Here is a 23,676-nt window from a genome sequence, read left to right on the forward strand (position 1 = left end):
CCAAGAGCAAACGCATCCGGTGCAGATCGGGTTCCGGTAGAATTGGACGCAGACCGCCCAGGGTCAAAGGTAACGGCTTTTCGGCCGCGGCAGCCCGAGATGATCGCGCAGCGTAGCGCCTTCATATTCCGAGCGGAATAGCCCGCGGCGCTGCAGCTCGGGAACAAGGCGATCGACAACGTCATCGAGCCCCTGCGGCAGATAGGGGAAGACGACGTTAAAACCGTCGGATCCGCGGCTTTGCAACCATTCCGCCATCTCGTCTGCGATTGTCGCCGGCGTTCCGACAAAGGCGAGGCCCGAATAGCCGCCATAGCGCTGCGCCAGCTGGCGAACGGTCAGCTGCTCCTGGCGGGCGAGCCTGATCACCTGCTCGCGGCCGCTCTTGCTGGCATTGGTTTCCGGCACATCGGGAAGCGGCTGGTCGGGATCGAATTTCGACGCGTCATGACCAAGTGCGATGGAAAGCGAGGCGATCGCGCTGTCGTAGTGAACCAGGCTGTCGAGATCCGCGCGCTTGGCCTTCGCCTCTTCGATCGTGTCCGCGATCACCACGAATGCCGCCGGCAGGATCTTGAGGTGGCCCGGGTCGCGCCCAAGCCTGGCCATCCGCCCTTTGATATCGGCATAGAGCGCCTGTCCGGCGGCCAGATCGCGCGGCGCACAGAAAACCACTTCGGCGGTCTCAGCAGCAAGCTGGCGGCCGGGCTCGGATTGTCCGGCCTGGACGATCACCGGCCAGCCCTGAGGCGGCCGGGCGATGTTGAGCGGGCCTCGCACCGAAAGTTCGGGGCCTTTGTGATTGAGGACATGCATTTTGGCGAGATCGAAATATTCGCCGCTCTTGATGTCGCGAATGAAGGCATCGTCTTCGAAACTGTCCCACAAGCCGGTAACGACGTCGTAGAACTCACGGGCGCGTTCATAGCGCTCACCATGGGCGACGTGCTCCTCGAGCCCGAAATTGAGGGCGGCATCCGGATTGGCCGTCGTGACGATGTTCCAGCCGGCGCGGCCGGCGCTGATATGATCGAGCGAGGCGAAGCGCCGCGCCACGTGATAGGGCTCGTCGAATGTCGTCGACGCGGTGGCGACGAGGCCGATGCGGCTCGTCAGCGCCGCCAGCGCCGAGAGCAAGGTGAAAGGCTCGAAGGACGTCACCGTATGGCTGCGTTTCAAAGCCTCCTCGGGCATATTCAGGACCGCGAGATGGTCGGCCATGAAAAACGCATCGAACTTCGCGGCCTCGAGCTTCTGGGCGAAGGAGACGATATGCCCGAAGTTGAAATTGGCGTCCGGATAGGAGCCGGGATAGCGCCAGGCTCCGGTGTGGAGGCTGACGGGGCGCATGAAGGCGCCGAGGTGAAGCTGTTTCTCAGTCAATGAACCTGACCATGATTGCGTGCGGCTGAACGGGTTGCGGCTAGAGGAATTTGGCGACGGCACGAGGCCGGTTCAAGAGGCATTTTGCACCGCTTCCAATTCTATCGGATGGCAACCCAAATGCGCTCAGAACGCCAGCCGTCAGGGTCTGTCGCCCTCGAAATGCCTTTCCAGGAACGGCAAATTGTCCTGACCCCAATAGGTCTCGCCGTCATAGATGAATGTCGGGAAACCGAAGACGCCGCCGTTTCGGGCGCGCTCCCGGTCGCGGCTCCATTTCTTCTGAACGTCGTCGTCGCCTTGGCGCTTCAGCAGTGCCTCGCCGTCAAAGCCGGCTCTGGTGACCACTTCGGCGCGGACCTCAGGTTTGCCGATATCGCGTGCGTCGGCCCAATAGGCCGCCTGCAGGGCGCGGGTGACGCCAACCCAGTCCCTGCCGTCGAGATAGGCAGCAATCACCAGAAAGGAGGCAGGCGTGGGATCGCCGAGTTCCGGGCGCTTGTCCAGCCAGATCGTCTTGCCGCGTACCTTTGCCCAGCGTTTCAGGTCTCTCATCCAGTAGGCGCGGCGGATTTCCGGCCGGTTGCGCGAGAAGATGCCGCCGTTTTCTTCGATGACAGTGGTCAGGAAGGGCTCGATCTCGACCTCATGTCGCTTGGCGATATCGGTGAAGGCATCGAGGCCGATATAGGACCAGGGAGAACCGATGGAGAAGAAATACTCGAGGGACTTGGTCATTGCTAATATCCTGATTTCAAAGATCTCACGTCACCGGCGCGCGGCGATAATGGCTGAAGCGCAGGGGAGCGCCAACCGAGTTCGGGACCGATCAGCGTCACGAAGTCGTGTAGGATCTGTCGGTAATCCTCGTCGATGAATTCATAGGGAAGTTCGAGACGGAATTCCTCTACATGCGGCAGAATAGGATCGGCGTGCAGCGCCTCCAGAATTTGGTCCGCAGTCCCGACAAGATCGCGGGCAAAGAGAGTGCGCCGTTCTCCTTGCGGCGAGAGCGTCCGTTCGTGACGGCCCGCGGCATAGGCGGCGTAGCGCTTGCGCGTCGCCGCGCTGGCACTGTCGAAGGGAACGATCACCCTTCCGAGCGCCACCCGTCGGCCGGCGCCGCCGGACGTTTTGTAGCGCTCAAGCTGCCGTCCCTGGGCGACGAAGAACGCATCGGTCTCCTCGCCCGTCGTCACATTGCCGATCAGAAGGTTGAAGCCGTTCTGCGCCGCCCAGGCTGCCGAGCGCAGCGACCCTCCACCATACCAGATGCGGTCGATCAGTCCCTTCGCATGGGGATTGAGTCGTGGACGCTGCGGACCGAACGGCGTCTTGATCCGCGTCTCTTCGTCCCCGAGATAGCTGCCCTTCAGATTGTCAGCGAACCTCAATACGCGGGCATGCGAGAAATCGTGGCTTTCCCAGTCACCGTCGAAGGCAAGAGGCCCGATCAGATCGGCGTGAAGCGGCCGTCCGGCGCTCAGGCCGACATTGAGCCGCCCCCTGGAGAGCACATCGACGGTCGAGAGATCTTCGGCCAGCCGGTAGGGACTTTCGTAGCCGATCGGGATGACAGCCGTGCCAAGCTCTATCCGGCTGGTGCGCTGGGTGGCCGCCGCGAGAAAGGCGGTCGCCGAGGAGATGCCCGGCTCCAGGTGTCTCTGCCTGACCCAGGCGCTGTTGAAACCGAGCTCTTCGCCATGCTTGAGAAGCTGAAGCGTTTCTTCGAGCCCGCGATGGGGATCGTCTTCGGGGTAGTTTCCGGGCGTCAGGAAACCAACATGTTTTATCGCGATGGAATTGCTGGTCATCTCTGGAACTCAGAATTTCGGCAGGCCGGGCGGGTTCGTCTCGGATGCGGGCAATGCTTCCTCCGACAGATGCCAGTGATCGAGGATCTTGGCATAGGTGCCATCCTTGATCAGACCGTTCGTCGCGATCGTAAGCGTATCGGCGATGCCGCTGCCCTTGCGCGTGGTGATCGCGACATCGGAGCGATCAGGCCAGCCGGCGCTCAGCGTTCCCACCCGCTTGATGTTCTTGTCGCGCGCCGCAATGAAGACCAGCTGCGCATGTGGCTGAACGATGACGTCGGCCCGGCCGGACTGCAGCGCCAGCAGACTTGCCGCCTCATCATCGAAATAGAGAAGTTCGATCGGCTTCAGACCGGCAGCGGTGTCCTCGTCGCTCCATTTGAGCAGGATCCGCTCCTGGTTGGTGCCGGCACCAACGATGATCCGGAGACCCGCAGCGTCCTTCGGTTCCTTGATGGAGAATATGGCGCTGTCGCCCTTGACGAAGAAGCCGTGCAGCCCCTTGCGGTAGGTGGAGAAATCGAACTTCTCCTTGCGCTGCTCGGTAACCCCGACATTGGAAATCACCGCATCATATTTTCCAGAGACCAGGCCGAGCGGCCAGTCGATCCAGGCAACCGGAACGATCTCCAGCTCCAGCCCGAGGCTTTCGGCAATGGCACCGGCATATTCCGGATCGGCGCCGACGACCGTTTTCGCATCGGTGGCATAGGTCGCGAGCGGCGGTCCACCGGGGCTGATCGCAACGGTAAACTTGCCAAGTGTCACAAAGGCAAAATTCTTCGGGATCGAGGCGATCGCGGCCTCGTTCTTCACCGCATGAACGCGAGCCGGCTGCTCGGGGCTCAGATCGAATTCGTCACCGGCATGCGCAGTGGCGAAGCCTGACAGCATCATCGCGCTCAAGAGCAGCGCCGGGCGCCAGGAAGCAAAAGACATCATTTCAAATCTCCTGAAATCAAACGTGCGGACCGGCTCGCATCCCTCGCGCCGGTCCGCTCAACCAGCCTTAGGAACCGCTCTTCGGCAGGCCTGGCGGGTTGGTCTTCGATTCCGCCGTCGCCTCGGATGTCAGGTTCCAGCGCTTCAGCACCTCGCCGTATTTACCGTCCTTGATCAGGTCGTTGAGAGCGAGTGTCACCGCATCGGCCAGACCGGCGCCTTTCTTCGTCGTCACCGCGATCTCGGCCGCGACCGGCCAGCCACCGCTGACGGTGCCGACCAGCTTGGTCGAGCCCTTGATGGAGGCGCTGTAGGCAAGCGTGGCATTCGGGTTGAACTCGACGTCGGCGCGGCCGGACTGGATAGCGAGATCGGCAGCGGCGCGGTCGTCATAATACTGGACCTCGATCGGCTTCAGGCCGGCGGCAACATTCTCGCGGTCCCATTCGAGGATGATCTTTTCCTGGTTGGTACCGGCGCCGGTGATGACCTTCAGACCGGCGACATCCTTCGGCTCCTTGATCGCGCTGATCTTGCTGTCGGCCTTCACGTAGAAGCCGAGCACGTCGTTGCGGTACGTGGAAAAGTCGAACTTCTCCTTGCGTTCCTCCGTTACCGTGACATTCGAGATGACGGCATCATATTTGCCGGAGGAGACGCCGAGCGGCCAGTCCTCCCAGGCAACGGGAACAAGATCGAGCTCGAGGCCGAAGGAATCGGCGAGAAGCTGGGCGATCTCGGGATCGGTACCGACGACGGTCTTCGCATCCGTTGCGTAGGTCGCGACCGGCGGATCCCACGGATTGATGGCGACGGTGAACTTGCCCTTCTGGACGAACTTGAAGGAAGGAGAGATCGCCTTGATCGCGGCTTCGTCCTTTTCGGCGCGGATGCGGTTCGAGGTATCCGGGCTCAAGTTGAACTTCTCGGCAGCCTGTGCCGAGCCGAGCCCCAAGGTCGCCGCCGCAACGGCGCCGGCTAGCAGGCGGATTGCACTATTTCTGAATGTCATGACCCTACTCCATTTCTTCTTTAGATTGTGGGTGTTGGCATGCGATCCGGACGCCCGTCGCGGCCGGAATTTCGTTTCCTGCGGAAAGCTCAGAGCACCTTGGCGAGAAACTCTCTGGTGCGGGAATGTTCGGCCCGGGTGAAGATCTTCGATGGCGGACCGGATTCGAGGATCCTGCCGCCGTCCATGAAGACGACGGTATCGGCAATCTCGCGGGCAAAGCCGACCTCATGCGTCACCACGACAAGCGTCGTCCCCGTCCGGGCAAGCTCTTTGATGACATCGAGCACCTCGCCGACAAGTTCCGGATCGAGCGCCGATGTCGGCTCGTCGAACAGCAGAACCTTGGGCCGGAGTGCCAGAGCCCGGGCAATGGCCACGCGCTGTTGCTGACCGCCCGAGAGCTGGCGGGGATAGGCATTGATCTTGTCGGCGAGCCCGACCCGGGCGAGCAGCTCCTGAGCAAGCTGAACGGCTTCCTCGCGCTTGGCACCGCGCACCTGGATCGGCGCCTCGATCAGATTCTCAAGCACGGTCAGATGCGGGAAGAGATTGAAGCTCTGGAACACCATGCCGATATCGGCGCGCCGCCTCAGGATCTCCTTTTCCTTCAGCTCATAAAGCAGATTGCCCTTCTGCTCGTAGCCGACGAGTTCGCCGTCGACGGCAATGAAGCCCGCATCGACGCGCTCCAGATGATTGATCGAGCGCAGCAGCGTCGATTTGCCGGAACCAGAGGGCCCGAGGATTGCCGTCACGCTGCCGGCCGGCAGATTGAGATCGATGCCATCGAGCACCTTCAGCGAGCCGAAGCTTTTCGAAATTTTCTGGATGCTGATTGCCCCACCGGCACGCAGAACCGCAGCATCGGCAAACCCCGCATGGGCAACCGTCGTGTCAGATACAAATTCAGCGGCCGCCGGCTGGTGGGTGAAGCGCGAGAAGAAGGCCTGGAAGGGCAAGGGCTTCGGATTGCGCAGGGCGCCCTTCGAATAATGCCGTTCGATATAGTGCTGAGCGATCGACAGCACGGTCATGATGACCAGATACCATGCGGTCGCGACCATCAGCAGCGGAATGACTTCCAGATTGCGCCGGTAGATGACCTGCACCGTGTAGAAGAGTTCCGGCAGAGCGAGCACGTAAACCATCGAGGTGGCCTTCGCGAGACCGATCACCTCGTTGAAGCCTGTCGGCAGGATCGAGCGCATGGCCTGCGGCAGGATGATGCGGAAGGCCTGGCGGCGATGCGAGAGGCCGAGAGAAGCGGCCGCCTCGAGCTGCCCCTGGTCCACCGAGAGAATGCCGCCGCGCACAATTTCAGCGAAGAAAGCCGACTGGTTCAGCGTCAACCCAAGAAAGGCTGCGGCGAACGGCGTCAGAAGCTGCGTCGTCGGATAGCTCGCAAAGACCGTGTCGGTAAAGGGAATGCCGATCGTAATGGTTTCATAGAGATAGCCGAGGTTATTGAGAACCAGCAGCAGGACGATGACGGGGATCGAGCGCAGCAGCCAGATATAGCCCCAGGAGAGACCGGACAGCAGCGGCGACCGGGAAACACGCGCCAGCGCAAGCGCCGTTCCGAGGATGGAGCCGGAGATGGTGGCGAGTGCCGTCAGAAGCAGGGTGCGGCCGAGGCCGGCCAGCACGGGTTCTGCGAAGAACCATTCGGCAAAGACGTTCCAGCCCCAGCGCGGGTTCGTGGATGTCGAATAGATGATGGCCGCGATGACGACGGCGGCGAAGACCGTGCCCGCAAAACGCGCCGGGTGGCGCGCCGGAACGATCCTGTAGCGCGTATAGTCGGAGGCTTCCGCCGCTCTGTGCTCGTGCTTTGCGATGCCCGCAAATTCGCTTGTCAGCGCCATGCCCTGCTCCTTCTCAAATCAAAGATTGGCGACCGCACGAAGCGGCGTTGCGTCGATATCCGCCGCCGGCGCCATGACGCCTGAAGCGATCGCCTTTTCGAAAGGCAGCGTCTTGTAGAATTCGGGATCGACATTGATGTCGAACAGCGCCGTGTAGCCGTTGCTCAGATAGAGACCGACGGCTTCCGGCTGTCTGAACCCGGTCGTCAGATAGACGCGCCGGTAGCCCTGGCGGGCCGCCTGCAGCTCAAGCTCGACGAGAACCTTTCGCGCCAGCCCCTGGCGGCGCAGGTCGGACCGGGTCCAGATGCGCTTGAACTCAGCGGTCCGCTCGTCGTAGCGCTTAAAGGCGCCGCCGCCGATCGTCACACCATCGCGGATCAAGAGCACGAAGTTCCCGTCCGGCGGCGCGAAGGCTTCCGGCGGATAGCGGTTGAGCTCGGCCGCCGCACCCTTCTCATCGAAGTAGCTGCCGTAGCGGCTGTCATATTCGTGAATGAGCTCGTCGATCAGCGGTTTGGCCTGCGGATCCAGCGGCGTTGTGTAGAGAAACGTGTCGCTCATGTCGTCGTTACCCGTTGTCTTCGGAAAGGAAGGTTTCGGCGAGCTGCACCCAGTAACGGGCAGCAGGCGCTATGATGGCGTCATTGAAATCGTAGTGGGCGCTGTGCAGCGGCGCGCTCTCGCCGTTGCCGATGAAGAGATAGCTTCCCGGCTTTTCCTGCAGCATGAAGGCGAAATCTTCGCTCGCGGTTCGCGGACGGAAACCGTCCTCGGTCAGGCTGCGATCGAATGCCTTCAGTGCCACGCCTTTCGCGAATGCCGTTTCATCGGGATGGTTGACGAGCGCCGGGAAACCGCGCCGGTAGTCGACTTCAGCCGTCGCGCCGAAGCTCTCCGCCTGTGCGCGAGCCAATGCCGGAATGCGGGTCTCCAGCCTTTCGCGAACGCTCTCGCTATAGGCGCGGATGGTGAGCTTCAGCTCCACGCTTTCGGGTATGACATTCGAAGCGGACCCGCCATGGATCGATCCGACGGTGACCACCGCCATGTCCTGCGGATCGACATTGCGCGAGACGACGCTCTGCAGTGCCGTGATGAGGGACGCGGATGCGAGCACCGGATCGACGCCGCGATGCGGCTCGGCACCATGGCCACCCTTGCCGACGATCCTGATCACTGCCTGGTCGACCGACGCCATGGCCGCATTCGCGACGAAGCCGAAATGCCCCGCGGGAACGCCAGGCCAATTGTGGAGCCCGAAGATCGCATCGACAGGAAAGCGATCGAACAGACCTTCGGCGATCATCTTGCGCGCCCCAGCGCCAATCTCCTCGGCCGGCTGGAAGATCAGCCGGAGCGTGCCATCGAAGCGGCCACTCTCGGCGAGATAGCGCGCGGCGGCCAGCAGGATGGTTGTGTGCCCATCATGTCCGCAGGCATGCATGACACCGGGATTGCTGCTCGAATAGGCGAGGCCCGTCGCCTCCTCGATCGGCAGCGCATCCATATCGGCGCGAATGGCAAGCTTTTTGCCACCGCTTCCCTTCCTCAACGTCGCAACGATGCCGGTTCCGGCAATGCCGTGTTCGACGTCATAGCCCCATGAGGCAAGACGCGAGGCGATGAGCTTGCTGGTCCGATGTTCCCGAAAGGCCAGCTCCGGATATTGGTGAAGATCACGGCGCAGCTCGATGAATTCGTTAAGGAATGAGGCTATCCCCAGTTCCACGCGATCATGCTTTAGAGGTGTTTGAGCTCTTGCGTTCATCAGAGGTTTCCCCAGCACTCAGGCGCTGGCGGCCTTTCGCTGGTCTGCATCGCCGTCGCTTTCGGCATAGCGGCTGGTGCGGAAAGGCAGCCCCAGATGATCGCGAAGAGTCTCGCCATTCAGCTTGGGATCGAAATAGCCGCGGCGCTGCAGGATGGGCAGAACGTGATGCGCGAAGTCGTCGAAGCCCTCGGCGATCACGGGGAAGCCGAGAATGAAGCCGTCAGCAGCCTCGCCGTCGATCCAGCGGATGATCTCGTCGGCGATATGATCGGCGGTTCCGATGAAGGCCGTGCGCGGCGTTGCCGCATCGAGCGCCACCTCGCGCAGTGTCAGGCCGTTCTCACGCGCCGTCTTCTTGATCCGGTCGGTCGTGGCGCGGAAATTGTTGCGGCCGATATCGCCGAGTTCCGGGAATTGTTCATCCAGCGGATAGACGCTGAAATCGTGGTGATCGAAGAAGCGCCCGAGATAGCGCAGGGCCTCCTCGATCGTCATGAGCCCCCGGATTGCCTGATACTTGGCTTCCGCCTCCTCCGCCGTCGCCCCAACGATCGGGCCGATGCCAGGATAGATGCCGATCTCCCTGGCGCTGCGGCCCTGAGCGATCGCGCTCTGCTTCAGCTGCTTGTAGAAGGTCTTCGCCTCCTCGATCGGGCCGCCATTGGTGAAGACGGCATCCGCGTGCTTTCCGGCAAGCTTTATGCCGGAATCCGAGGCGCCCGCCTGGAAGACGACCGGCTGACCCTGCTTCGAGCGGCGGATATTGAGCGGCCCTTCGATGCAGAAGAACCGCCCCTTGTGATCGAGCCGGTGCATTTTTTCGAAGTCGGCATATTGCCCGCTGTCGCGGTCGCGGATGAAGGCATCGTCATCCCAGGAATCCCACAGCCCCTTGGTCGCGTCGATATATTCCTCGGCGATCTCGTATCTCAGCTCATGCTCGGGATGCTCGCGCCCGTAATTGCGCCCGGACCCTTCCAGCGGCGAGGTCACGGCATTCCAGCCGGCGCGGCCACCGCTAATCAGATCGAGCGACGCGAACTGGCGGGCGATGGTGAAGGGGTCGCTATAGGAGGTCGAGACCGTACCAACCAGACCGATTTTCGATGTCGATGCGGCCAGCGCTGACAGGATGGTCAGAGGCTCGAAACGGTTCAGAAAATGCGGAATCGACTGCTCGTTGATATAGAGCCCGTCGGCAACGAAGGCGAACGCGATGCCTACGTTTTCGGCCTTGCGCGCCGTATCGATGAAGAACTGAAGATTGGTCGATGCATCGGCCGGGCCGCTTGGATGCTTCCAGGCGTTCATATGGCCGCCCGGGCCCTGCAGCATGATGCCGAAAGTGACGTTTTTCTGAGCCATGATGGTTCTCCGGAGCGCAGTTAGGCAGCGAGTGAAAGGCGTTCTTTGGCGAGGAGCTCGATCGACGCCAGACGTTCGCTCGGCGTCAGAGCCGGCGTGTCGAGCACGAATTCCTGGACGCCATATTGGGAGTGGAGGCCGTCGAGCGCGTCGCGTATCTGGCGTGCCGTTCCATGCAGGACACTTGGGATCTTCTCCTCGGTCCTGAATTCGGCGACGCCTGCCTGTCTGGCATATTCTGCGGCCTGCTCTTCATTGCCGACATTCACGGTCTGACCGTTCGGCAGGAACAGTTTGACGATCCGCAGATCGCCGACCCGCTGACGGGCCTGTTCGGCATTCTCGGCGGCAAAGGCCGCGAGCGCGAGGATCGGAACATCCCCTCCGGTTGCCTGGGCGTAAGCATCAAAGGTACGCTTGAGATTGTCGGGATCGCCGTTCAGATGCCCGGCGAAAACCAGCCGCCAGCCTTTCTCGGCCGCGAGAAGCGCGCTTTCGACACTGGCGCCCAGCAGAAAGCGTTCGGGCTTGACCGGCGGGATCGGCGTTGCAGCGGCGCGATCTTCACGCGTCTCAAAAGCGAGGTAAGCGTTCAGGTCCGAGAGCTGGTCGGCAAAGCTCGGCTTCAGCGCCGGATCGATCGCGACCTGCAGCGCGCGCGTCGAATACGGAAAGCCGCCCGGTGCCTTCCCGACGCCGAGATCGACACGCCCCGGCGCAAGAGACGAGAGAACGTTGAAGGTCTCGGCAACCTTGTAGGCGCTATAGTGCTGCAGCATCACTCCACCGGAACCGATGCGGATCGAGCGTGTCCTTGCCAGAAGATGGGCGATCAGGACCTCAGGCGCCGAGCTTGCCAGATTGCTCATGCTATGGTGCTCTGCCACCCAGAAACGGTGATAGCCGAGCTCTTCAGCGGCGGTCGCAAGCTTGACGGCCGCCACGAGCGCTTCGGCGGCATTGGCGCCCTCTTCGATCGGGGCCTTGTCGAGCAGGCTGAGAAGATATGTCATCACGGCGCCTCATCTAATTCTATATTGTCTATAAAATCAGTAGATAATTGCCATCGTAAGGAACCGCTTTCTCTTTGGAGTTGAAAGAAGGGAAAAATCGACCGTGCCGCTCGCGCATGACGGCGTTAGCGTCGGCCTGCGCGAAACACCGTCTTCATCATGGAAAGGACTGTCATGACCGAGGTACTGGAAAACATAAGGATCACCCTGGCGTCACGGCCGAAAGGGTCTCCGGTGCCGGAGAATTTCCAGATCGAGCGGCAGCCGGTCCCCGCCGCAGCGGAAGGCGAAGTGCTGCTGCAGATCCTCTTCCTGTCGCTCGATCCCTATATGCGCGGACGCATGGATGACGCCAAATCCTATGCGGCACCCGTCGGCATCGGGCAGGTCATGGAGGGCGGTACCGTTGCCCGCGTCATCCGCAGCCGAAACAGCAATTTCGCGCCCGGTGATCTCGTCCTGTCGCATTCGGGCTGGCAGACCTATGCGACGTCAAACGGTGAGGGGCTGCGCAAGCTCGATCCGCAGCAGGCGCCGCTGACAACCGCGCTCGGCGTTCTCGGCATGCCCGGCTTCACCGCCTATGCCGGCCTGCGCAACATCGGCAAGCCACAGCAAGGCGAGACCGTCGTCGTCGCTGCCGCCAGCGGCGCTGTCGGTGCGGTGGTTGGCCAGATCGCCAAGATACGCGGAGCCCGGGTCGTCGGCATTGCCGGTGGGGCCAAGAAATGTGCCTATGTCAGCGGCGAGCTCGGCTTCGACGTCGCCATCGATCACCGCGCGAAGGACTTTACCGCTCAGCTCGCCTTGGCCTGCCCGGATGGAATCGACGTCTATTTCGAGAATGTCGGCGGCCATGTCTGGAAAGCGGTCTTCCCGCTTCTGAACGACTTCGCACGCGTGCCCGTCTGCGGGCTGATTGCGCATTACAACAATGAGGCGGCGGAGGGATTCGACCGCCTTCCCGGCTTCATGCGCGCCGTTTTGCGCAAGAGCCTGACCGTGCGCGGCTTTATTCAGCGCGAGTTCGCCGCGCAGCGGCCGGATTTTCTTGAAGAGGCATCCGGATGGCTGGCGGATGGCCGCCTGAGATTCCGTGAGGATATCGTCGATGGTCTGGGAAATGCGCCCCAGGCCTTCATCGGCCTGCTGCAAGGCAAGAATTTCGGAAAACTGATCGTGCGTGTGAGCGAATGATTGGCCGGCAAAAGCCTCGGGCTGCGGTCCCTGGCCGATAAAACCTGTGCGATCGTCCATGCGCTGCCAAAAATCCAGCAATCGCGTCAATTTTAGCTATTCCTGAAACGAGATTTGATCGTTCATCCGCCTACTTTAGGTTTTGCTAACCCCGTGGCGATGAAATGCTCGAATTGCAAAACAAGGTTCTGGAACGCATTGCCAAGGGCGAGCCGCTTGCGGCAACGCTGGAGGCGCTTTGCCTGCTGGTTGAGATCAGGCTTCCGAGGGTCAAATGCTCTGTTCTTCGGGTTGAAAACGGCAGGCTCCATCCGCTCGCAGCCCCGTCCCTGCCCCATTCCTATAGCCAGGCTCTCGACAATCTGGAGGTCGGACCGGCTGCCGGGTCGTGCGGCACGGCCGCCTTCTACGGCGTCCCTGTTATCGTCACAGATATCGCAACCGATGGCCGATGGGCGGCCTATCGCGATCTGGCTCTGCCGCTTGGTCTTCTGGCATGCTGGTCCACCCCGGTGATCAGCGCAGGCCGGGTCATCGCAACCTTCGCTCTTTATTTTCAGGAGTGCCGGCGTCCTGACGATCGAGAAAAGGAAATCATCGAAACCTGCACGCATCTCTGCGCCATCGCCATCGAGCGCGATGAAAGGGTCCGCGAGCGCGAACGTCTGACCTACACGGACGCGCTGACCGGCGAAGCCAACCGCGCGCGGTTCAACGAAGTGCTGGAAGAACTCCAGAACGCCAACCGTACCTTCAGCCTGCTGCTTGCCGATATCGACAATCTCAAACTGGTCAACGACACCTTCGGGCATGGTGCAGGCGATGCGCTGATCCGGACGGTCGCCAGGCGCATCGCATCGGTCGGTCCGCCGGAGCGGACTTTCAGGCTGGGTGGCGATGAGTTCGCCGTGATCCTAGATGGCGGCGGCATGGAGGAGCTTGCAGCCTGCGGCGATGCCATCCTTCGCGCCGTCAAGCGGCCCGCCCAGTGCGACAAGCATGTGGTCTTCCCATCGATGACGGCGGGCGGCGCCGTTGCCGGAGACGGTGATCCGCGCCAGAATGCCGATGTCGCGCTTTATCACGGTAAGTCCCGCCACCGTGGCCAGTTCACCGCCTATTATCCCGGCATGGGCACCGCGCTGACCCGGCGTTTCCGGGCCATTCGCGATGTCGGCATCGCGCTGGCGGAGCGGCGTATCGAAGCGCATTACCAGCCGATCGTCCGGCTGGACACGGGCGAGGTCGTCGGCTTTGAAGCACTGTGCCGTATGCGCACGCCGGCCGGCGAGACGGTCGCTGCGGCCCATTTCCATGAGGCGATGCTGGACGGCGAGATCGCCTTGCAACTGACCGAACGCATGCTCGATATGGTGACATCAGACATGCGCCGCTGGCTTGATCTCGGCCTGCCCCTTCAGCATATCGGCATCAACCTGTCGGCCGCCGATTTTCACACCGGCAATCTCCGAGCGAAACTGGACGAACATCTCATCGGCAAAGGCGTGCCGCTGGACCATGTGATCCTGGAGGTGACGGAATCCGTCTATCTCGGCCCCCGCGACCACACGGTCGGCGACGAGATCCGGGCGCTTCGCGAACAGGGCTTGCGCGTCGCGCTCGACGACTTCGGCACCGGTTATGCCTCGCTGACCCATCTGCTGACCGTCCCCGTCGATATCATCAAGATCGACAAGTCCTTCGTCGATCGTCTGATCAGCGAAGAACCGGGGGCTGCTATCGTCGAAGGACTGATCGGTATTGCTCACAGACTTGGCATCAAGGTCGTTGCCGAGGGTATCGAGACCGAAGAGCAGGCATCGCATCTTCTCGCCATGGGATGCATTCTCGGCCAGGGTTTCGTCTATTCCCGCGCTGTCGGGTTTGATGCCGCCACCGAACTCCTGAGAACCAGGGGTCAAAAGCCCGACGACGCCGGTGAGAACAACCGGCCTCCACTGCGCCACGACCGCCTTAGCCGGGCACTTTGAAGCAGGGGGCGCCTTCGTCACGTTACAACCTTGAAATCGCTCTAGCTCGCGACACCTAACCCGTGAAAGCGAGCCCATGACGCAGATATCTCATTCGACACTCACCCCGGCGCAGGCGACCACGGCGTTGCTGAACTTTGCCGATACGCTCCTCAGCCTGCTTGCCGGCCTCCGGGACGAAGACCGCGCCCAGATGGGTGCGCTCATCACTGATGTGTCGCAGACGCTGCGGCGCCTGGCCGACGATATCGCCGGCGGCGACCCCGATATCGCGTTCGAAGTCATGAGATCGGCCGCGCGTTTGATCAGCGTTCTCAGGCTTGCGGTCAACCGGCGGCCTGCCGGATCCCGCTTGCACTGACCCGATCATCCGCATTCTCGTATATAATTGTCGGCAGACAGGAGTCGGCGATGGTTGAGACAGCGAGAAAATGACACGCTATCCGATGTTCAGCCCGCAATTGCTGATCAGCTTTGTCGCGGTTTGCGAGACCAATAGCTTCACCCGCGCCGCCGATCGCGTCTCGCTGTCGCAATCGACCATCAGCCAGCAGATCCGGCGGCTGGAGGAGCTGCTGGGAAAAGCGCTGCTCGAGCGGACCTCGCATGAGGTGCGGCTGACCGAAGAAGGCATCAAGCTGCTAAGCTATGCACGCCGCATCATCGCGCTCAACGAAGAGGCGCATGACGCACTGACGGGGCCATGGAGAGATGGCGTTTTGCGGCTCGGCATGCCTGAGGATCTGACCGTACCGACCATCGACCTTCTCGCCGAATTCAAACGCGAGCATCCGCATCTGCGGCTGGATGTCTCAAGCGGCCTCAGCCGCGAGCTGCACCGGGCCTATCTGCTGGAAGAGCTGGATCTTGTGCTCGTCAAGCAGGTGCGCGTGCATCTGCCCCGGGCCGCGCGCGCCGAGCCGCTGCTCTGGTTCGACAGCGAGAAATATCCGGCGATCGAACAATCACCGGTGCCGATCGCCGTCTTTCCTGTGAACGGCCTTTACCGCGAAGAACTGTGCGAGACGCTTGAAAGCCTCGGCCTCAGGTGGCGCGTCGGCTATAGCAGCGGCGGGCTCGCGGCGCTTGCCGCAGCCTCTGCCGCTGGCCTTGGCGTCAGTCTCCTGCCGGCAAGCTGCCGGCTTCAGGGGCATCGCGTGCTGGGTACCGCCGAGGGTCTTCCGCCGATCGAGAATTTCGAGCTCGCGCTGTTTTACCGCGACACCGCCTCGCCGCTTGCCCTCGATCTAGCCGAGCGTCTCATTTCCTTTTGCGGCCTGAAACGCGGCTGATCATTCACAAATCGAATAGTCACCATTGTCATATGTCGCTGCAATCGCGCCGCGTCATTTCCTAAAGTGCCTCATCCATTTCATGCACGACGATGAGGAGACGATCATGCAAAATGCCGTATCGCAAAGCCGCAGAGCCTTCCTGAGCCGAACCGGACAGATGACGACAGCCGCAGCGCTTGCTGGCCTGGCAGGCGGCATGAGCCGCGAGGCCGCTGCTGCCGATTGCGCCAGCGAAGCCGATGTCACAGCCATCACCGAGAACCACTACCTGCTGACGGATGTTCGCCTCGAAGACGGTTTCGAACGCGACGGCGATATCGTCACCGGAACCCGCACATCGCTGAATACGCTTGAAATCAAGGACGGCAAGATCGCCGCCCTGCATGTAGCGGGCGCTACGCTTCCCGCTGGCGTCCCTGTCTATCAGGCCAACGGCCAGCTCGCGCTACCGAAGATGCGCGACATGCATATCCATCTCGACAAGACCTTCTACGGCGGTCCGTGGAAGGCGCCTCTGCCCCGTCAGGGCAAGACGATCATGGACATGATCGCGCTTGAGGAAAAACTGCTGCCGCAATTGCTGCCGACATCCGAGCAACGGGCCGAAGGTCTGATTGCGCTGATCCAATCCAAGGGTAGCACGGTCGCCCGCAGCCACTGCAATATCGATCCGGTCAGCGGCCTGAAGAGCCTGGAACACCTGAAGCTAGCACTGGAAAAGCACAAGGACAGCTTCGATTGCGAGATCGTTGCCTTCCCCCAGCATGGCCTGCTGCACTCGAAGGTCGATGGCCTCATGCGCGAGGCGATGCAGATGGGCGCCGCCTATGTTGGCGGTCTCGACCCGACGAATGTCGACAGCGCCATGGAAAAGTCGCTTGATGCGATGTTCCAGATTGCGACCGACAGCGGCAAGGGCGTTGATATCCACCTGCATGAGACGAGCCCGGCCGGTGTCGCCGCGATCAACTACATGATCGACACTGTCGAGAAGAACACTGTGCTGAAGGACAAGGTGACCATCAGCCATGCCTTCGCACTGACGACGCTCTCCCCGGAAGCGCTTGACGAAACCGCCGCGCGGCTGGCCGCAAACGGCATGACCATCGCCTCCACAGTGCCGATCGGCGGGTTGATGATGCCCTTGCCCCAGCTCAGCAAGGCCGGCGTCTTCGTCATGACCGGAACCGACAGCGTCATCGACCACTGGTCGCCATTCGGCAGCGGTGACATGCTGGAGAAGGCCTATCTCTACGCCCAGCTTTACCGCGGTTCCGACGAGTATCACCTGTCGCGGTCGCTTGCCATTTCGACCGGCGGCATCCTGCCGCTCGATGCCGATGGAAACCGCGCCTGGCCGAAGGCCAGCGACGAAGCGGGCTTCACGCTTACCAGCGCCAGCTGCTCCGCAGAGGCCGTCGCCCGCATGTCGCCGCGCAGCGCAACGTTCCACAAAGGACGCCTCGTTTCCGGCGGCGTCGCCAAGGCGTCATCCTAAGGCCGAACGATACACGACGCACTGCGACCTGACGGGTCGCAGTGCGTCGTGGCTTGTTCCAGCAAGTTTAGCTCCGGCCGCCGTTCTTGTGGCCGGAGTGTCGCTTCGTGTTGAGGAGCGCCGAGGCGCTACGCCGCAGCAGCGATTTCGGCCTTTTCTTCCGCGGGATCAGATCGATATCGCTGACAAGCTTGGCGCCGCCGTCGCGGCGCTCCAGTGTGATCTTGCGGCTGTGAAATGCCTCCAGCTCGACCCGGTGCGCGACACTAACGATCGTGACCTTCGGCAATTCGCGGATCACGGTTTCCATCATCTGCTCCTGGCTCTTCTCGTCCAGAGCCGATGTCGCCTCGTCCAGCACGATGATATCGGGATTGTGCAGCAGCAGGCGCGCGAAGGCCAGTCTCTGCTTCTCACCACCAGACAGTGTCTGGTCCCAGGGCGCGTCTTCCTCGATCTTCTCGCCGAGATAGCCGAGCCCGACCGCCTCCAACGCCGCCAGGATTTCCTCCACCGTCCAGTCATCGGCGGCACGCGGATAGGCCGTTGCCCGGCGCAGCGTCCCGGAGGGGATGTAGGGCCGCTGCGGCAACATGAACAACCGGCTGCCGGCACGAAAATCGACGCTGCCGCGCCCCCACGGCCAGAGGCCCGCAATCGCCCTGACAAGCGTGCTCTTGCCCGAGCCGGATTCGCCGGCGATCAGAACGCGTTCGCCGGGTTCGATATCGACCTGGGTTTCCTTAACGACAGACGTCCCGTCATCCAGCGACACTGAAAGCTCGTTCAGGCTTAGAATGGCATCTCCCTCGGTTTCGCCGCGCTGGATGCGGCCGATCGAATCGTTGTTCTCGGCGCGCTCGAGCCCGTCGAGCGACATCATCAGCGAGGCGATACGCCGGGCGCTGGCATTCCAGTCCGCCAGCCGCGGATAGTTGTCGACCAGCCAGCCGAATGCCGCCTGCACGATGGTGAAGGCCGAGGCTGCCTGCATCACTTCGCCAAGCGTCATGCTGCCGTCGAGAAACTTCGGAGCGCAGAGCAGGATCGGAACCACGGGTGCGATGAGGCTCGATCCCTGCGATACCAGTGTCGTACGCATATGCTGGCCCGCAAGCAGTGCCCATTGCTTTAGAACCTTGCCGAAAGTGCGGTCGACGTCGTTACGCTCCTCTTCTTCGCCGCCGAGCAAAGCGATGCTTTCCCCATTTTCCCGCACATGCGTCAGCAGATAGCGAAACTCGGCCTCTGCCTGGTTCTTGACCTCGGAGACGGCAACGAAACTGCGTCCGATAATGGCGATCGACGTGGAGGTGATGCCGGCATAGAGCACCGCGGCAATGACCAGAAAGCCCGGGATGGTGACCGTCGAGCCTGCAACCGGAAGCGTCAGCGCACCGCCGATGGTCCACAGCACCACGATGAAGGTCGAGGCGGACAGAAATGCCACGAGCACGCCGGCGACGAAATCGACCGGCGATTCCGTGGCGATCCGCAGATCTTCAGAAATGCGGGCTTCCGGATTTGCGTGATCGCCGCCGATCAGGTTCAGTTGGTAATAACGGCCATTCGCCAGCCAGCGCTGGATGACGGCCGATGTCAGCCACGAGCGCCAACGCCGCTGCATCATCATGCGAACGGAGACCTGCGCCGTGACGAGTGCGACACTTGCAAGCACCAGCGGCAGGAATACCGCGCTCAGATAATAGATGGTGCCCGCATCGCGCTTCTCGATCGCGTCGAAAATATGCCGGTTCCAGAGGTTGATCCCGTACTGGAGGCCGACATTGAGGATGATCATCGCCAAGAGGCCGATGGAGCACGGCCATGACGACCGGTCGCCGTGACGGCCCCAATAGCCGCGGGCGCTGATCCAGAACCGCCGCAGCAGATAGCGCTTGCGCGCATGCTCGGCTTCTTCTGGCGTCAGTCCCGGATCGGGTTCAACGGCATCCGGCGGCGGTGGAGCCTCGACAACCGGCCCCACGCCCTGAGGCGATTTCGCGGCGCCATCCGGTTTGGCGCCGTCGACCGATTTCGGTTTCAGTTCTGCTTCGGTCATGAGCCGACAACGGCGCAAAAATCAAAAGGTTTCACGCCGGCGGGACAATTTGGGCCGCGCCCGCAACCTCCTCTAGAACAGCGGTGCGTGCCGGTTGACGTCCTTGTAGAGCAGGTAGCGGAAGCGGCCGGGGCCGCCTGCATAGCAGGCCTGCGGGCAAAATGCGCGCAGCCACATGAAATCGCCGGCCTCGACCTCCACCCAATCCTGATTGAGGCGGTAGACCGCCCGGCCTTCGAGAACATAGAGACCATGCTCCATGACATGGGTTTCCATGAAGGGGATCACGGCGCCCGGTTCGAAGGTGACGATGGTCACATGCATATCATAGCGGATGTCGGAGGGATCGATGAAGCGCGTCGTCGCCCATTTGCCATCCGTGCCGGGCATCGCGCCCGGTTCGTGCTGGTCCTCATGGGTGAAAATGGCAGGCGGCGCCTCCAGTCCCTCGACAGGCTGGAATGCCTTTCTGATCCAGTGGAAAGTCGCAAGCTCCGCGCCGTCATTTTGCAGCGTCCATGCACTGCCGGCAGGCAGATAGGCGAAGGATCCGGCGCGAAGCTGATGGACGCGTCCTTCGTGTCCGATCGCCAATGTCCCGGACACAACGAAGATCGCCGTCTCGGCCCGTGGCTCACCTTCCGGCTTGGTGCTGCCGCCGCCGGGCGCTACTTCCATGATATATTGCGAGAAGGTCTCGGAAAAACCGGTCATCGGCCGCGCGATGATCCAGGCACGGGTCTTTGACCAGTGTGGCAGGTAGCTGGTGACGATATCCGTCATCACGCCCCGCGGGATGACCGCATATGCCGTGGTAAAAACCGCCTTGCCGGAGAGGAGATCGGTCTGTGGCGGAAGGCCACCGGGGGGGGAGTAATACGAGCGGTTTGCCATGGTCATTCTCTCAGCGTTTTCGACGGTTCGGACGGTAGTCTTCGGCACGCGGCGGCTCAAGACCGGTTTTGCAATCCGGCGGATTTTGTCGGGCGCATCAGGAGATGCGGCCCCTCCTAGAAATTCGCAACCAGTCTCGCCTGTGCCGTACTGGATTGCAGGCCCTTGCCGAACTCGCCGGAATAGCTGAGCGTCAGCCAAGTGGATTTGGTGAGTGCTGCGGAGAGGCCGAGCCTCACCAGCAGGGAATCCTGAGGCATCTCGACACCTTCGATGACGAACGGCGAGCCGCCGGCAAAGGTCAGGCTCGAATAGGGCGTCAGGTCGCCGGCGAGATGCCGCCAGCCGAACATGCCGGAGACCGTCACCGGAAGATCGCTCTGCGGCCAGTCGGCCGACCAGCGCAGGCCGATTGTCGAGGCGACGATCGCGTCGTTGCCGTCCGTAGCCGACAAGGCTGCCGCACCGCCGCTCTCGCGGAAGCCGTCGCTATCCAGATTGACGTACGCAAGGTTGGCGAAGGGCTGCAGCTTGATGGCATCCAGCTCCTGCGTCCAGGAGATGCCGGCGAAGACCTGGCTCGTGGCGCTGGCATAGTCGGCGGTCAGCTGATCGGCAAAGGTGCCGAAGGCGATGTCGCGCTGGGTCGATGCGTCGTTGTGAGAATAGATGGCCCCACCGACGAGGTCGAGGGGTCCGAAATCGCCCGCAGCATAAACACCGCCGTGATAGGAATCCGTATCCGCCTGATCGAGGGCATCGCGGCTGTAACCAGCCATCCCGCCGAGACGCCAGTGATCCGAAACGGGCACGTCGCCGCCTGCGATAATGCCTGATGTCGTGGTGTCGATACCGGCGGCATTGCCATCGCCCTGCCAGCTGTTTGAAGACAGAAAGCCCGCGCTCCAGAATGTCGCCTGGTCATGCTGCTGATCGGCGCGCGATGCCACTTCCTCGATAATTGCATCGCGGGCAAAGCGGCTTTCCCACAGCAAAGCGCTTTTGAGCGAGGCGTGAACCTCGCCGCTTAGCTGCGAGAAGGCGCTGTTGGCGGTGTTGATATCCAGCGGCAGAACGGCGTCATAGACACCATTTCCCGAACCCAAGGCCTCGACAGCAGCCGCTGTGGAACGGCCGTTCGCCGTCTCCGCGACATCGGCGAACTGCACGCTGTTGCGATCAAGCTGCATGTCGATGGCGGTCGTGCCGTAGGTCAACGTCGGCGACAGGAAGGCGAAGTTGCTCGTGACGTCATCGAAGGCGCCGGTGATGTTGCCGGCGCTGAGGATCGTGTAGTTGGTCGCCAGCCCGTAATTGCCGCTCGCCGCCCTTATATCCAGCGTGCCGCCCTGGATATCGACGGCGCCTGTCGCGTCCACCTTGTCGGCAGCACCACTGGCGTCGATATCCACCTGATAGGTCGAGCCCGCGCGAAACGTCAGCCCCCCCGTTACCGCAAGCGTTGCAATCCCCGGGCCAGGCGAAAGGATGCCACCCGAATTCACCGTCAGGCCACCGACGACGCCGCTGCCCGACAACAGGCCGCCGCCGAAAATATCGACCGCGCCGGATATCGTTCCGTCATTGACCAGCGAGCCGCCGGACACCGTTGCCAGCCCGCTGATCGTCCCGGTGTTGGCAAACACGCCTCCGCTGTTGACGAGTGACGCGATGGTGCCGTCGTTCGAGGCGTTGCCAGCGTTCGTGACGGCGCCTGCGACCGCGCCGCTATTGTTGGTGAAACTGCCTGCCGTCCCAACGGCGACGTCATCGAGCGTTGCGTTGTTGACGACGCTGCCGCCATTCACGGTCGTCAGCCCCGTGACTGCACCACCGCCGTTGTTCGTGAACGTGCCGCCGTCGTTCTGAAGCGAAGCGACCGTGCCCGCATTGGTCACGGCACCCGAATTCTTGATCGCACCGGCAGTTGCGCCGCTGTTGTTGACGAAGGCGGCGACTGCAGCGACATCCGCATCGGTGATGACAAAATTGTTGGTGACAGTCCCGCCTGTAACAGTCGTCTTACCGGTCACCGTCCCGCCGGCATTGTTGGTGAAAGTGCCGCCGGTGTTGGTCAGGGCATCGATCGTGCCGGCATTCGATGCGTTACCGGCATTGGTGACGGCGCCGGCCGCCGCGCCGCTGGCATTTGTGAATGTGCCATCCGCACCGACATTGACGTTGTGAAGGGTGGCATTGTTGGTCACCGTGCCGCCCGAGACGTTGGTGCCGCCGGTAACGACGCCGCCGAAATTGTTGATGAACGACCCGGCGTCGTTCTGAACGGAGCCGATCGTTCCGGCATTGGTGAGCGCGCCGGAATTCCGGATCGCACCGGCCGTGGCTCCATTGTTGTTGACGAAGGCCGCAACGGCGGCAACGTCCGCGTCGGTGATGACGAAATTGTTGGTGACCGTGCCGCCGGAAACCGTGGTTTTCCCGGTCACCGTGCCGCCGGCGTTGTTGGTGAAATTGCCCGCCGTATTCGTCAGAGTGCCGATCGTCCCGGCGTTGGAAGCCGTCCCGGCATTGGTGACCGTCTGGGTGGTGGCGCCATTGTTGTTGACGAACGTCCCGCCCGCGGAAACATCGACGGCATTCATCCCGCCATTGTTGGTCAATGCGGTTGCCGTTCCGACCACCGCGCTGTCGAGCGTGCCGTTGACCGTCACATTGCCATTGTTGAGCATCAGGCGGCCGTTGAGGTCGCCATCGACCGAAAGCGCGCCGCCATCCAGGCTGACATTCGAGTTGAGCACCCCGCCCGCATTGATGCTGACGCTACCCGAGCTGATCGTGGTGCCGTTCGTTGTATTCAGCACGCCCGTATTGGTAATGGTGACGTTGCCGCCGCCGACATCGAGCGTTCCAACTGAAACGCCATTGGTGACCTGCGGAGATCCGGTGTTGACGACAGCGGTGCCGGCTGCTCCGGGCGCGGCAGGCGTCCAGTTCGAACTATTACTGAATTCGTTGTCCGAGCTGCCCGACCACGCCGATTGGGCAAGGCCTTGCACAGGCAGCGCCACGGAAGCCAGCGCCGTGAACAGGCCTAGACGGCGGGAGAATGCCGGAAGCAGTGGTTTCATCAGGTCGGCCGACGCTAGCGAGCACCCGCCATTCGCCGGCGGGACGGTTAACAATTCCTATCCGAGCCTGGTTAATGAACTCTTACATCGTTGGGTTGAAAGCCCTTTCCCGTGTCCTGATCGACCGGACGGGAAACGCTGAAACCGGCTCGCTAGTGGACGGCCGGCTCCGAGTCTTCGAGGAAGGACGCGATCCCGTCGCGGGCGATGGTCGCCAGGAATTCATCGAACGCATCGCGGTCTGTCTCGAACTGTTCGTCCCAGCGGATCAGGTCTTCCGACTGGGTCACGACTTCCATCGTCCAGTCTTCCTGGCTGCCCTGGGTCCGGAAAATGTCCACAAGCACCGTGACACCATCTTCCGTGAATTCACCTGACAGCTCCGAATGTTCAAGCTTCGGTTCCTTGGCCTTTTTCGCCACTTTAATCTCCTGCGCCATCCGGCGCATGTTCGGGACAGTTTCAAACGTAGCTAG

19 protein-coding genes are annotated in these 23,676 nt (G+C 61.9%); 5 read left to right on the plus strand and 14 right to left on the minus strand.

Going from position 1 to position 23,676, the window contains the following annotated elements; translation table 11 throughout:
• Positions 1–63: 63 nt before the first annotated feature.
• The 10 genes from AC1DNK_RS24495 to AC1DNK_RS24540 form a co-directional block, all read right to left on the minus strand.
• On the minus strand, positions 64–1,383 hold the full coding sequence (locus AC1DNK_RS24495) for an LLM class flavin-dependent oxidoreductase (RefSeq protein ID WP_477943767.1): 1,320 nt from the start codon (positions 1,381–1,383) through the stop codon (positions 64–66).
• Between the two features lie 141 nt (positions 1,384–1,524).
• Positions 1,525–2,121: a DsbA family protein gene (locus tag AC1DNK_RS24500; RefSeq protein ID WP_112598873.1), complete on the minus strand. Its 597-nt coding sequence runs from the start codon at positions 2,119–2,121 to the stop codon at positions 1,525–1,527.
• Positions 2,122–2,123: 2 nt separating this feature from the next.
• Positions 2,124–3,197: an LLM class flavin-dependent oxidoreductase gene (locus tag AC1DNK_RS24505; protein ID WP_112598876.1), complete on the minus strand. Its 1,074-nt coding sequence runs from the start codon at positions 3,195–3,197 to the stop codon at positions 2,124–2,126.
• A gap of 9 nt (positions 3,198–3,206) precedes the next feature.
• Positions 3,207–4,097, minus strand: a complete 891-nt coding sequence (locus AC1DNK_RS24510; protein ID WP_477943850.1) for an ABC transporter substrate-binding protein — start codon at positions 4,095–4,097, stop codon at positions 3,207–3,209.
• Between the two features lie 112 nt (positions 4,098–4,209).
• Positions 4,210–5,154 (minus strand): ABC transporter substrate-binding protein, encoded by a 945-nt coding sequence (locus tag AC1DNK_RS24515; protein ID WP_112598882.1) that lies wholly within the window; start codon positions 5,152–5,154, stop codon positions 4,210–4,212.
• An 89-nt stretch (positions 5,155–5,243) separates the two neighbouring features.
• The gene (locus AC1DNK_RS24520) at positions 5,244–7,022 is read right to left on the minus strand and encodes an amino acid ABC transporter permease/ATP-binding protein (RefSeq protein ID WP_112598884.1); all 1,779 of its coding nucleotides are present in this window, start codon (positions 7,020–7,022) and stop codon (positions 5,244–5,246) included.
• A gap of 18 nt (positions 7,023–7,040) precedes the next feature.
• A complete protein-coding gene (locus AC1DNK_RS24525; RefSeq protein ID WP_477943768.1) occupies positions 7,041–7,586 on the minus strand; it encodes a GNAT family N-acetyltransferase in 546 nt (181 codons plus the stop codon).
• Positions 7,587–7,593: 7 nt separating this feature from the next.
• Positions 7,594–8,793: a M20 aminoacylase family protein gene (locus AC1DNK_RS24530; protein WP_477943769.1), complete on the minus strand. Its 1,200-nt coding sequence runs from the start codon at positions 8,791–8,793 to the stop codon at positions 7,594–7,596.
• Between the two features lie 18 nt (positions 8,794–8,811).
• The gene (locus AC1DNK_RS24535; protein ID WP_477943770.1) at positions 8,812–10,161 is read right to left on the minus strand and encodes an LLM class flavin-dependent oxidoreductase; all 1,350 of its coding nucleotides are present in this window, start codon (positions 10,159–10,161) and stop codon (positions 8,812–8,814) included.
• Positions 10,162–10,181: 20 nt separating this feature from the next.
• Complete coding sequence (locus AC1DNK_RS24540; protein ID WP_477943771.1) at positions 10,182–11,174, minus strand: MsnO8 family LLM class oxidoreductase; 993 nt, start codon at positions 11,172–11,174, stop codon at positions 10,182–10,184.
• 174 nt (positions 11,175–11,348) lie between these two features.
• Between AC1DNK_RS24540 and AC1DNK_RS24545 the strand changes: the two genes are divergently transcribed.
• The 5 genes from AC1DNK_RS24545 to AC1DNK_RS24565 all read left to right on the plus strand — a co-directional run bounded on the left by AC1DNK_RS24545 (position 11,349) and on the right by AC1DNK_RS24565 (position 17,155).
• On the plus strand, positions 11,349–12,371 hold the full coding sequence (locus AC1DNK_RS24545) for an NADP-dependent oxidoreductase (RefSeq protein ID WP_477943772.1): 1,023 nt from the start codon (positions 11,349–11,351) through the stop codon (positions 12,369–12,371).
• A 164-nt stretch (positions 12,372–12,535) separates the two neighbouring features.
• Positions 12,536–14,362, plus strand: a complete 1,827-nt coding sequence (locus AC1DNK_RS24550) for a bifunctional diguanylate cyclase/phosphodiesterase (protein ID WP_477943773.1) — start codon at positions 12,536–12,538, stop codon at positions 14,360–14,362.
• Positions 14,363–14,438: 76 nt separating this feature from the next.
• Positions 14,439–14,723 (plus strand): hypothetical protein, encoded by a 285-nt coding sequence (locus AC1DNK_RS24555; RefSeq protein ID WP_112389950.1) that lies wholly within the window; start codon positions 14,439–14,441, stop codon positions 14,721–14,723.
• A 70-nt stretch (positions 14,724–14,793) separates the two neighbouring features.
• Positions 14,794–15,654 carry a LysR family transcriptional regulator gene (locus AC1DNK_RS24560; RefSeq protein WP_112598904.1) on the plus strand — a complete coding sequence of 287 codons (861 nt, stop codon included), beginning with the start codon at positions 14,794–14,796 and terminating at the stop codon, positions 15,652–15,654.
• A gap of 106 nt (positions 15,655–15,760) precedes the next feature.
• Positions 15,761–17,155, plus strand: coding sequence for an amidohydrolase family protein (locus AC1DNK_RS24565; protein WP_477943774.1), 1,395 nt, complete (start codon positions 15,761–15,763; stop codon positions 17,153–17,155).
• A 67-nt stretch (positions 17,156–17,222) separates the two neighbouring features.
• Here the strand turns inward: AC1DNK_RS24565 and AC1DNK_RS24570 are convergent, their stop codons facing one another.
• From AC1DNK_RS24570 to AC1DNK_RS24585, 4 genes are all read right to left on the minus strand, one after another.
• Positions 17,223–19,217 carry an ABC transporter ATP-binding protein/permease gene (locus AC1DNK_RS24570; RefSeq protein WP_477943775.1) on the minus strand — a complete coding sequence of 665 codons (1,995 nt, stop codon included), beginning with the start codon at positions 19,215–19,217 and terminating at the stop codon, positions 17,223–17,225.
• Positions 19,218–19,289: 72 nt separating this feature from the next.
• A complete protein-coding gene (locus tag AC1DNK_RS24575; RefSeq protein ID WP_477943776.1) occupies positions 19,290–20,111 on the minus strand; it encodes a bifunctional allantoicase/(S)-ureidoglycine aminohydrolase in 822 nt (273 codons plus the stop codon).
• Positions 20,112–20,227: 116 nt separating this feature from the next.
• Entirely contained in the window at positions 20,228–23,200 is a 2,973-nt protein-coding gene (locus tag AC1DNK_RS24580) for an autotransporter outer membrane beta-barrel domain-containing protein (RefSeq protein ID WP_477943777.1), read from the minus strand.
• Between the two features lie 152 nt (positions 23,201–23,352).
• Positions 23,353–23,622, minus strand: coding sequence for a hypothetical protein (locus AC1DNK_RS24585; protein ID WP_477943778.1), 270 nt, complete (start codon positions 23,620–23,622; stop codon positions 23,353–23,355).
• Positions 23,623–23,676 lie beyond the last annotated feature (54 nt).

This window comes from Rhizobium sp. 01N424 (assembly GCF_056399485.1).

What these genes read in the sequence shown, in the direction of transcription:
- AC1DNK_RS24500 (WP_112598873.1), bottom strand. Translation starts at nt 2,121, where the DNA reads ATGACCAAGTCCCTCGAGTATTTCTTCTCCATCGGTTCTCCCTGGTCC.
- AC1DNK_RS24505 (WP_112598876.1), bottom strand. Translation starts at nt 3,197, where the DNA reads ATGACCAGCAATTCCATCGCGATAAAACATGTTGGTTTCCTGACGCCC.
- AC1DNK_RS24510 (WP_477943850.1), bottom strand. Translation starts at nt 4,097, where the DNA reads ATGATGCTGTCAGGCTTCGCCACTGCGCATGCCGGTGACGAATTCGAT.
- AC1DNK_RS24515 (WP_112598882.1), bottom strand. Translation starts at nt 5,154, where the DNA reads ATGACATTCAGAAATAGTGCAATCCGCCTGCTAGCCGGCGCCGTTGCG.
- AC1DNK_RS24520 (WP_112598884.1), bottom strand. Translation starts at nt 7,022, where the DNA reads ATGGCGCTGACAAGCGAATTTGCGGGCATCGCAAAGCACGAGCACAGA.
- AC1DNK_RS24525 (WP_477943768.1), bottom strand. Translation starts at nt 7,586, where the DNA reads ATGAGCGACACGTTTCTCTACACAACGCCGCTGGATCCGCAGGCCAAA.
- AC1DNK_RS24530 (WP_477943769.1), bottom strand. Translation starts at nt 8,793, where the DNA reads ATGAACGCAAGAGCTCAAACACCTCTAAAGCATGATCGCGTGGAACTG.
- AC1DNK_RS24535 (WP_477943770.1), bottom strand. Translation starts at nt 10,161, where the DNA reads ATGGCTCAGAAAAACGTCACTTTCGGCATCATGCTGCAGGGCCCGGGC.
- AC1DNK_RS24540 (WP_477943771.1), bottom strand. Translation starts at nt 11,174, where the DNA reads ATGACATATCTTCTCAGCCTGCTCGACAAGGCCCCGATCGAAGAGGGC.
- AC1DNK_RS24545 (WP_477943772.1), top strand. Translation starts at nt 11,349, where the DNA reads ATGACCGAGGTACTGGAAAACATAAGGATCACCCTGGCGTCACGGCCG.
- AC1DNK_RS24550 (WP_477943773.1), top strand. Translation starts at nt 12,536, where the DNA reads ATGCTCGAATTGCAAAACAAGGTTCTGGAACGCATTGCCAAGGGCGAG.
- AC1DNK_RS24555 (WP_112389950.1), top strand. Translation starts at nt 14,439, where the DNA reads ATGACGCAGATATCTCATTCGACACTCACCCCGGCGCAGGCGACCACG.
- AC1DNK_RS24560 (WP_112598904.1), top strand. Translation starts at nt 14,794, where the DNA reads ATGACACGCTATCCGATGTTCAGCCCGCAATTGCTGATCAGCTTTGTC.
- AC1DNK_RS24565 (WP_477943774.1), top strand. Translation starts at nt 15,761, where the DNA reads ATGCAAAATGCCGTATCGCAAAGCCGCAGAGCCTTCCTGAGCCGAACC.
- AC1DNK_RS24570 (WP_477943775.1), bottom strand. Translation starts at nt 19,217, where the DNA reads ATGACCGAAGCAGAACTGAAACCGAAATCGGTCGACGGCGCCAAACCG.
- AC1DNK_RS24575 (WP_477943776.1), bottom strand. Translation starts at nt 20,111, where the DNA reads ATGGCAAACCGCTCGTATTACTCCCCCCCCGGTGGCCTTCCGCCACAG.
- AC1DNK_RS24580 (WP_477943777.1), bottom strand. Translation starts at nt 23,200, where the DNA reads ATGAAACCACTGCTTCCGGCATTCTCCCGCCGTCTAGGCCTGTTCACG.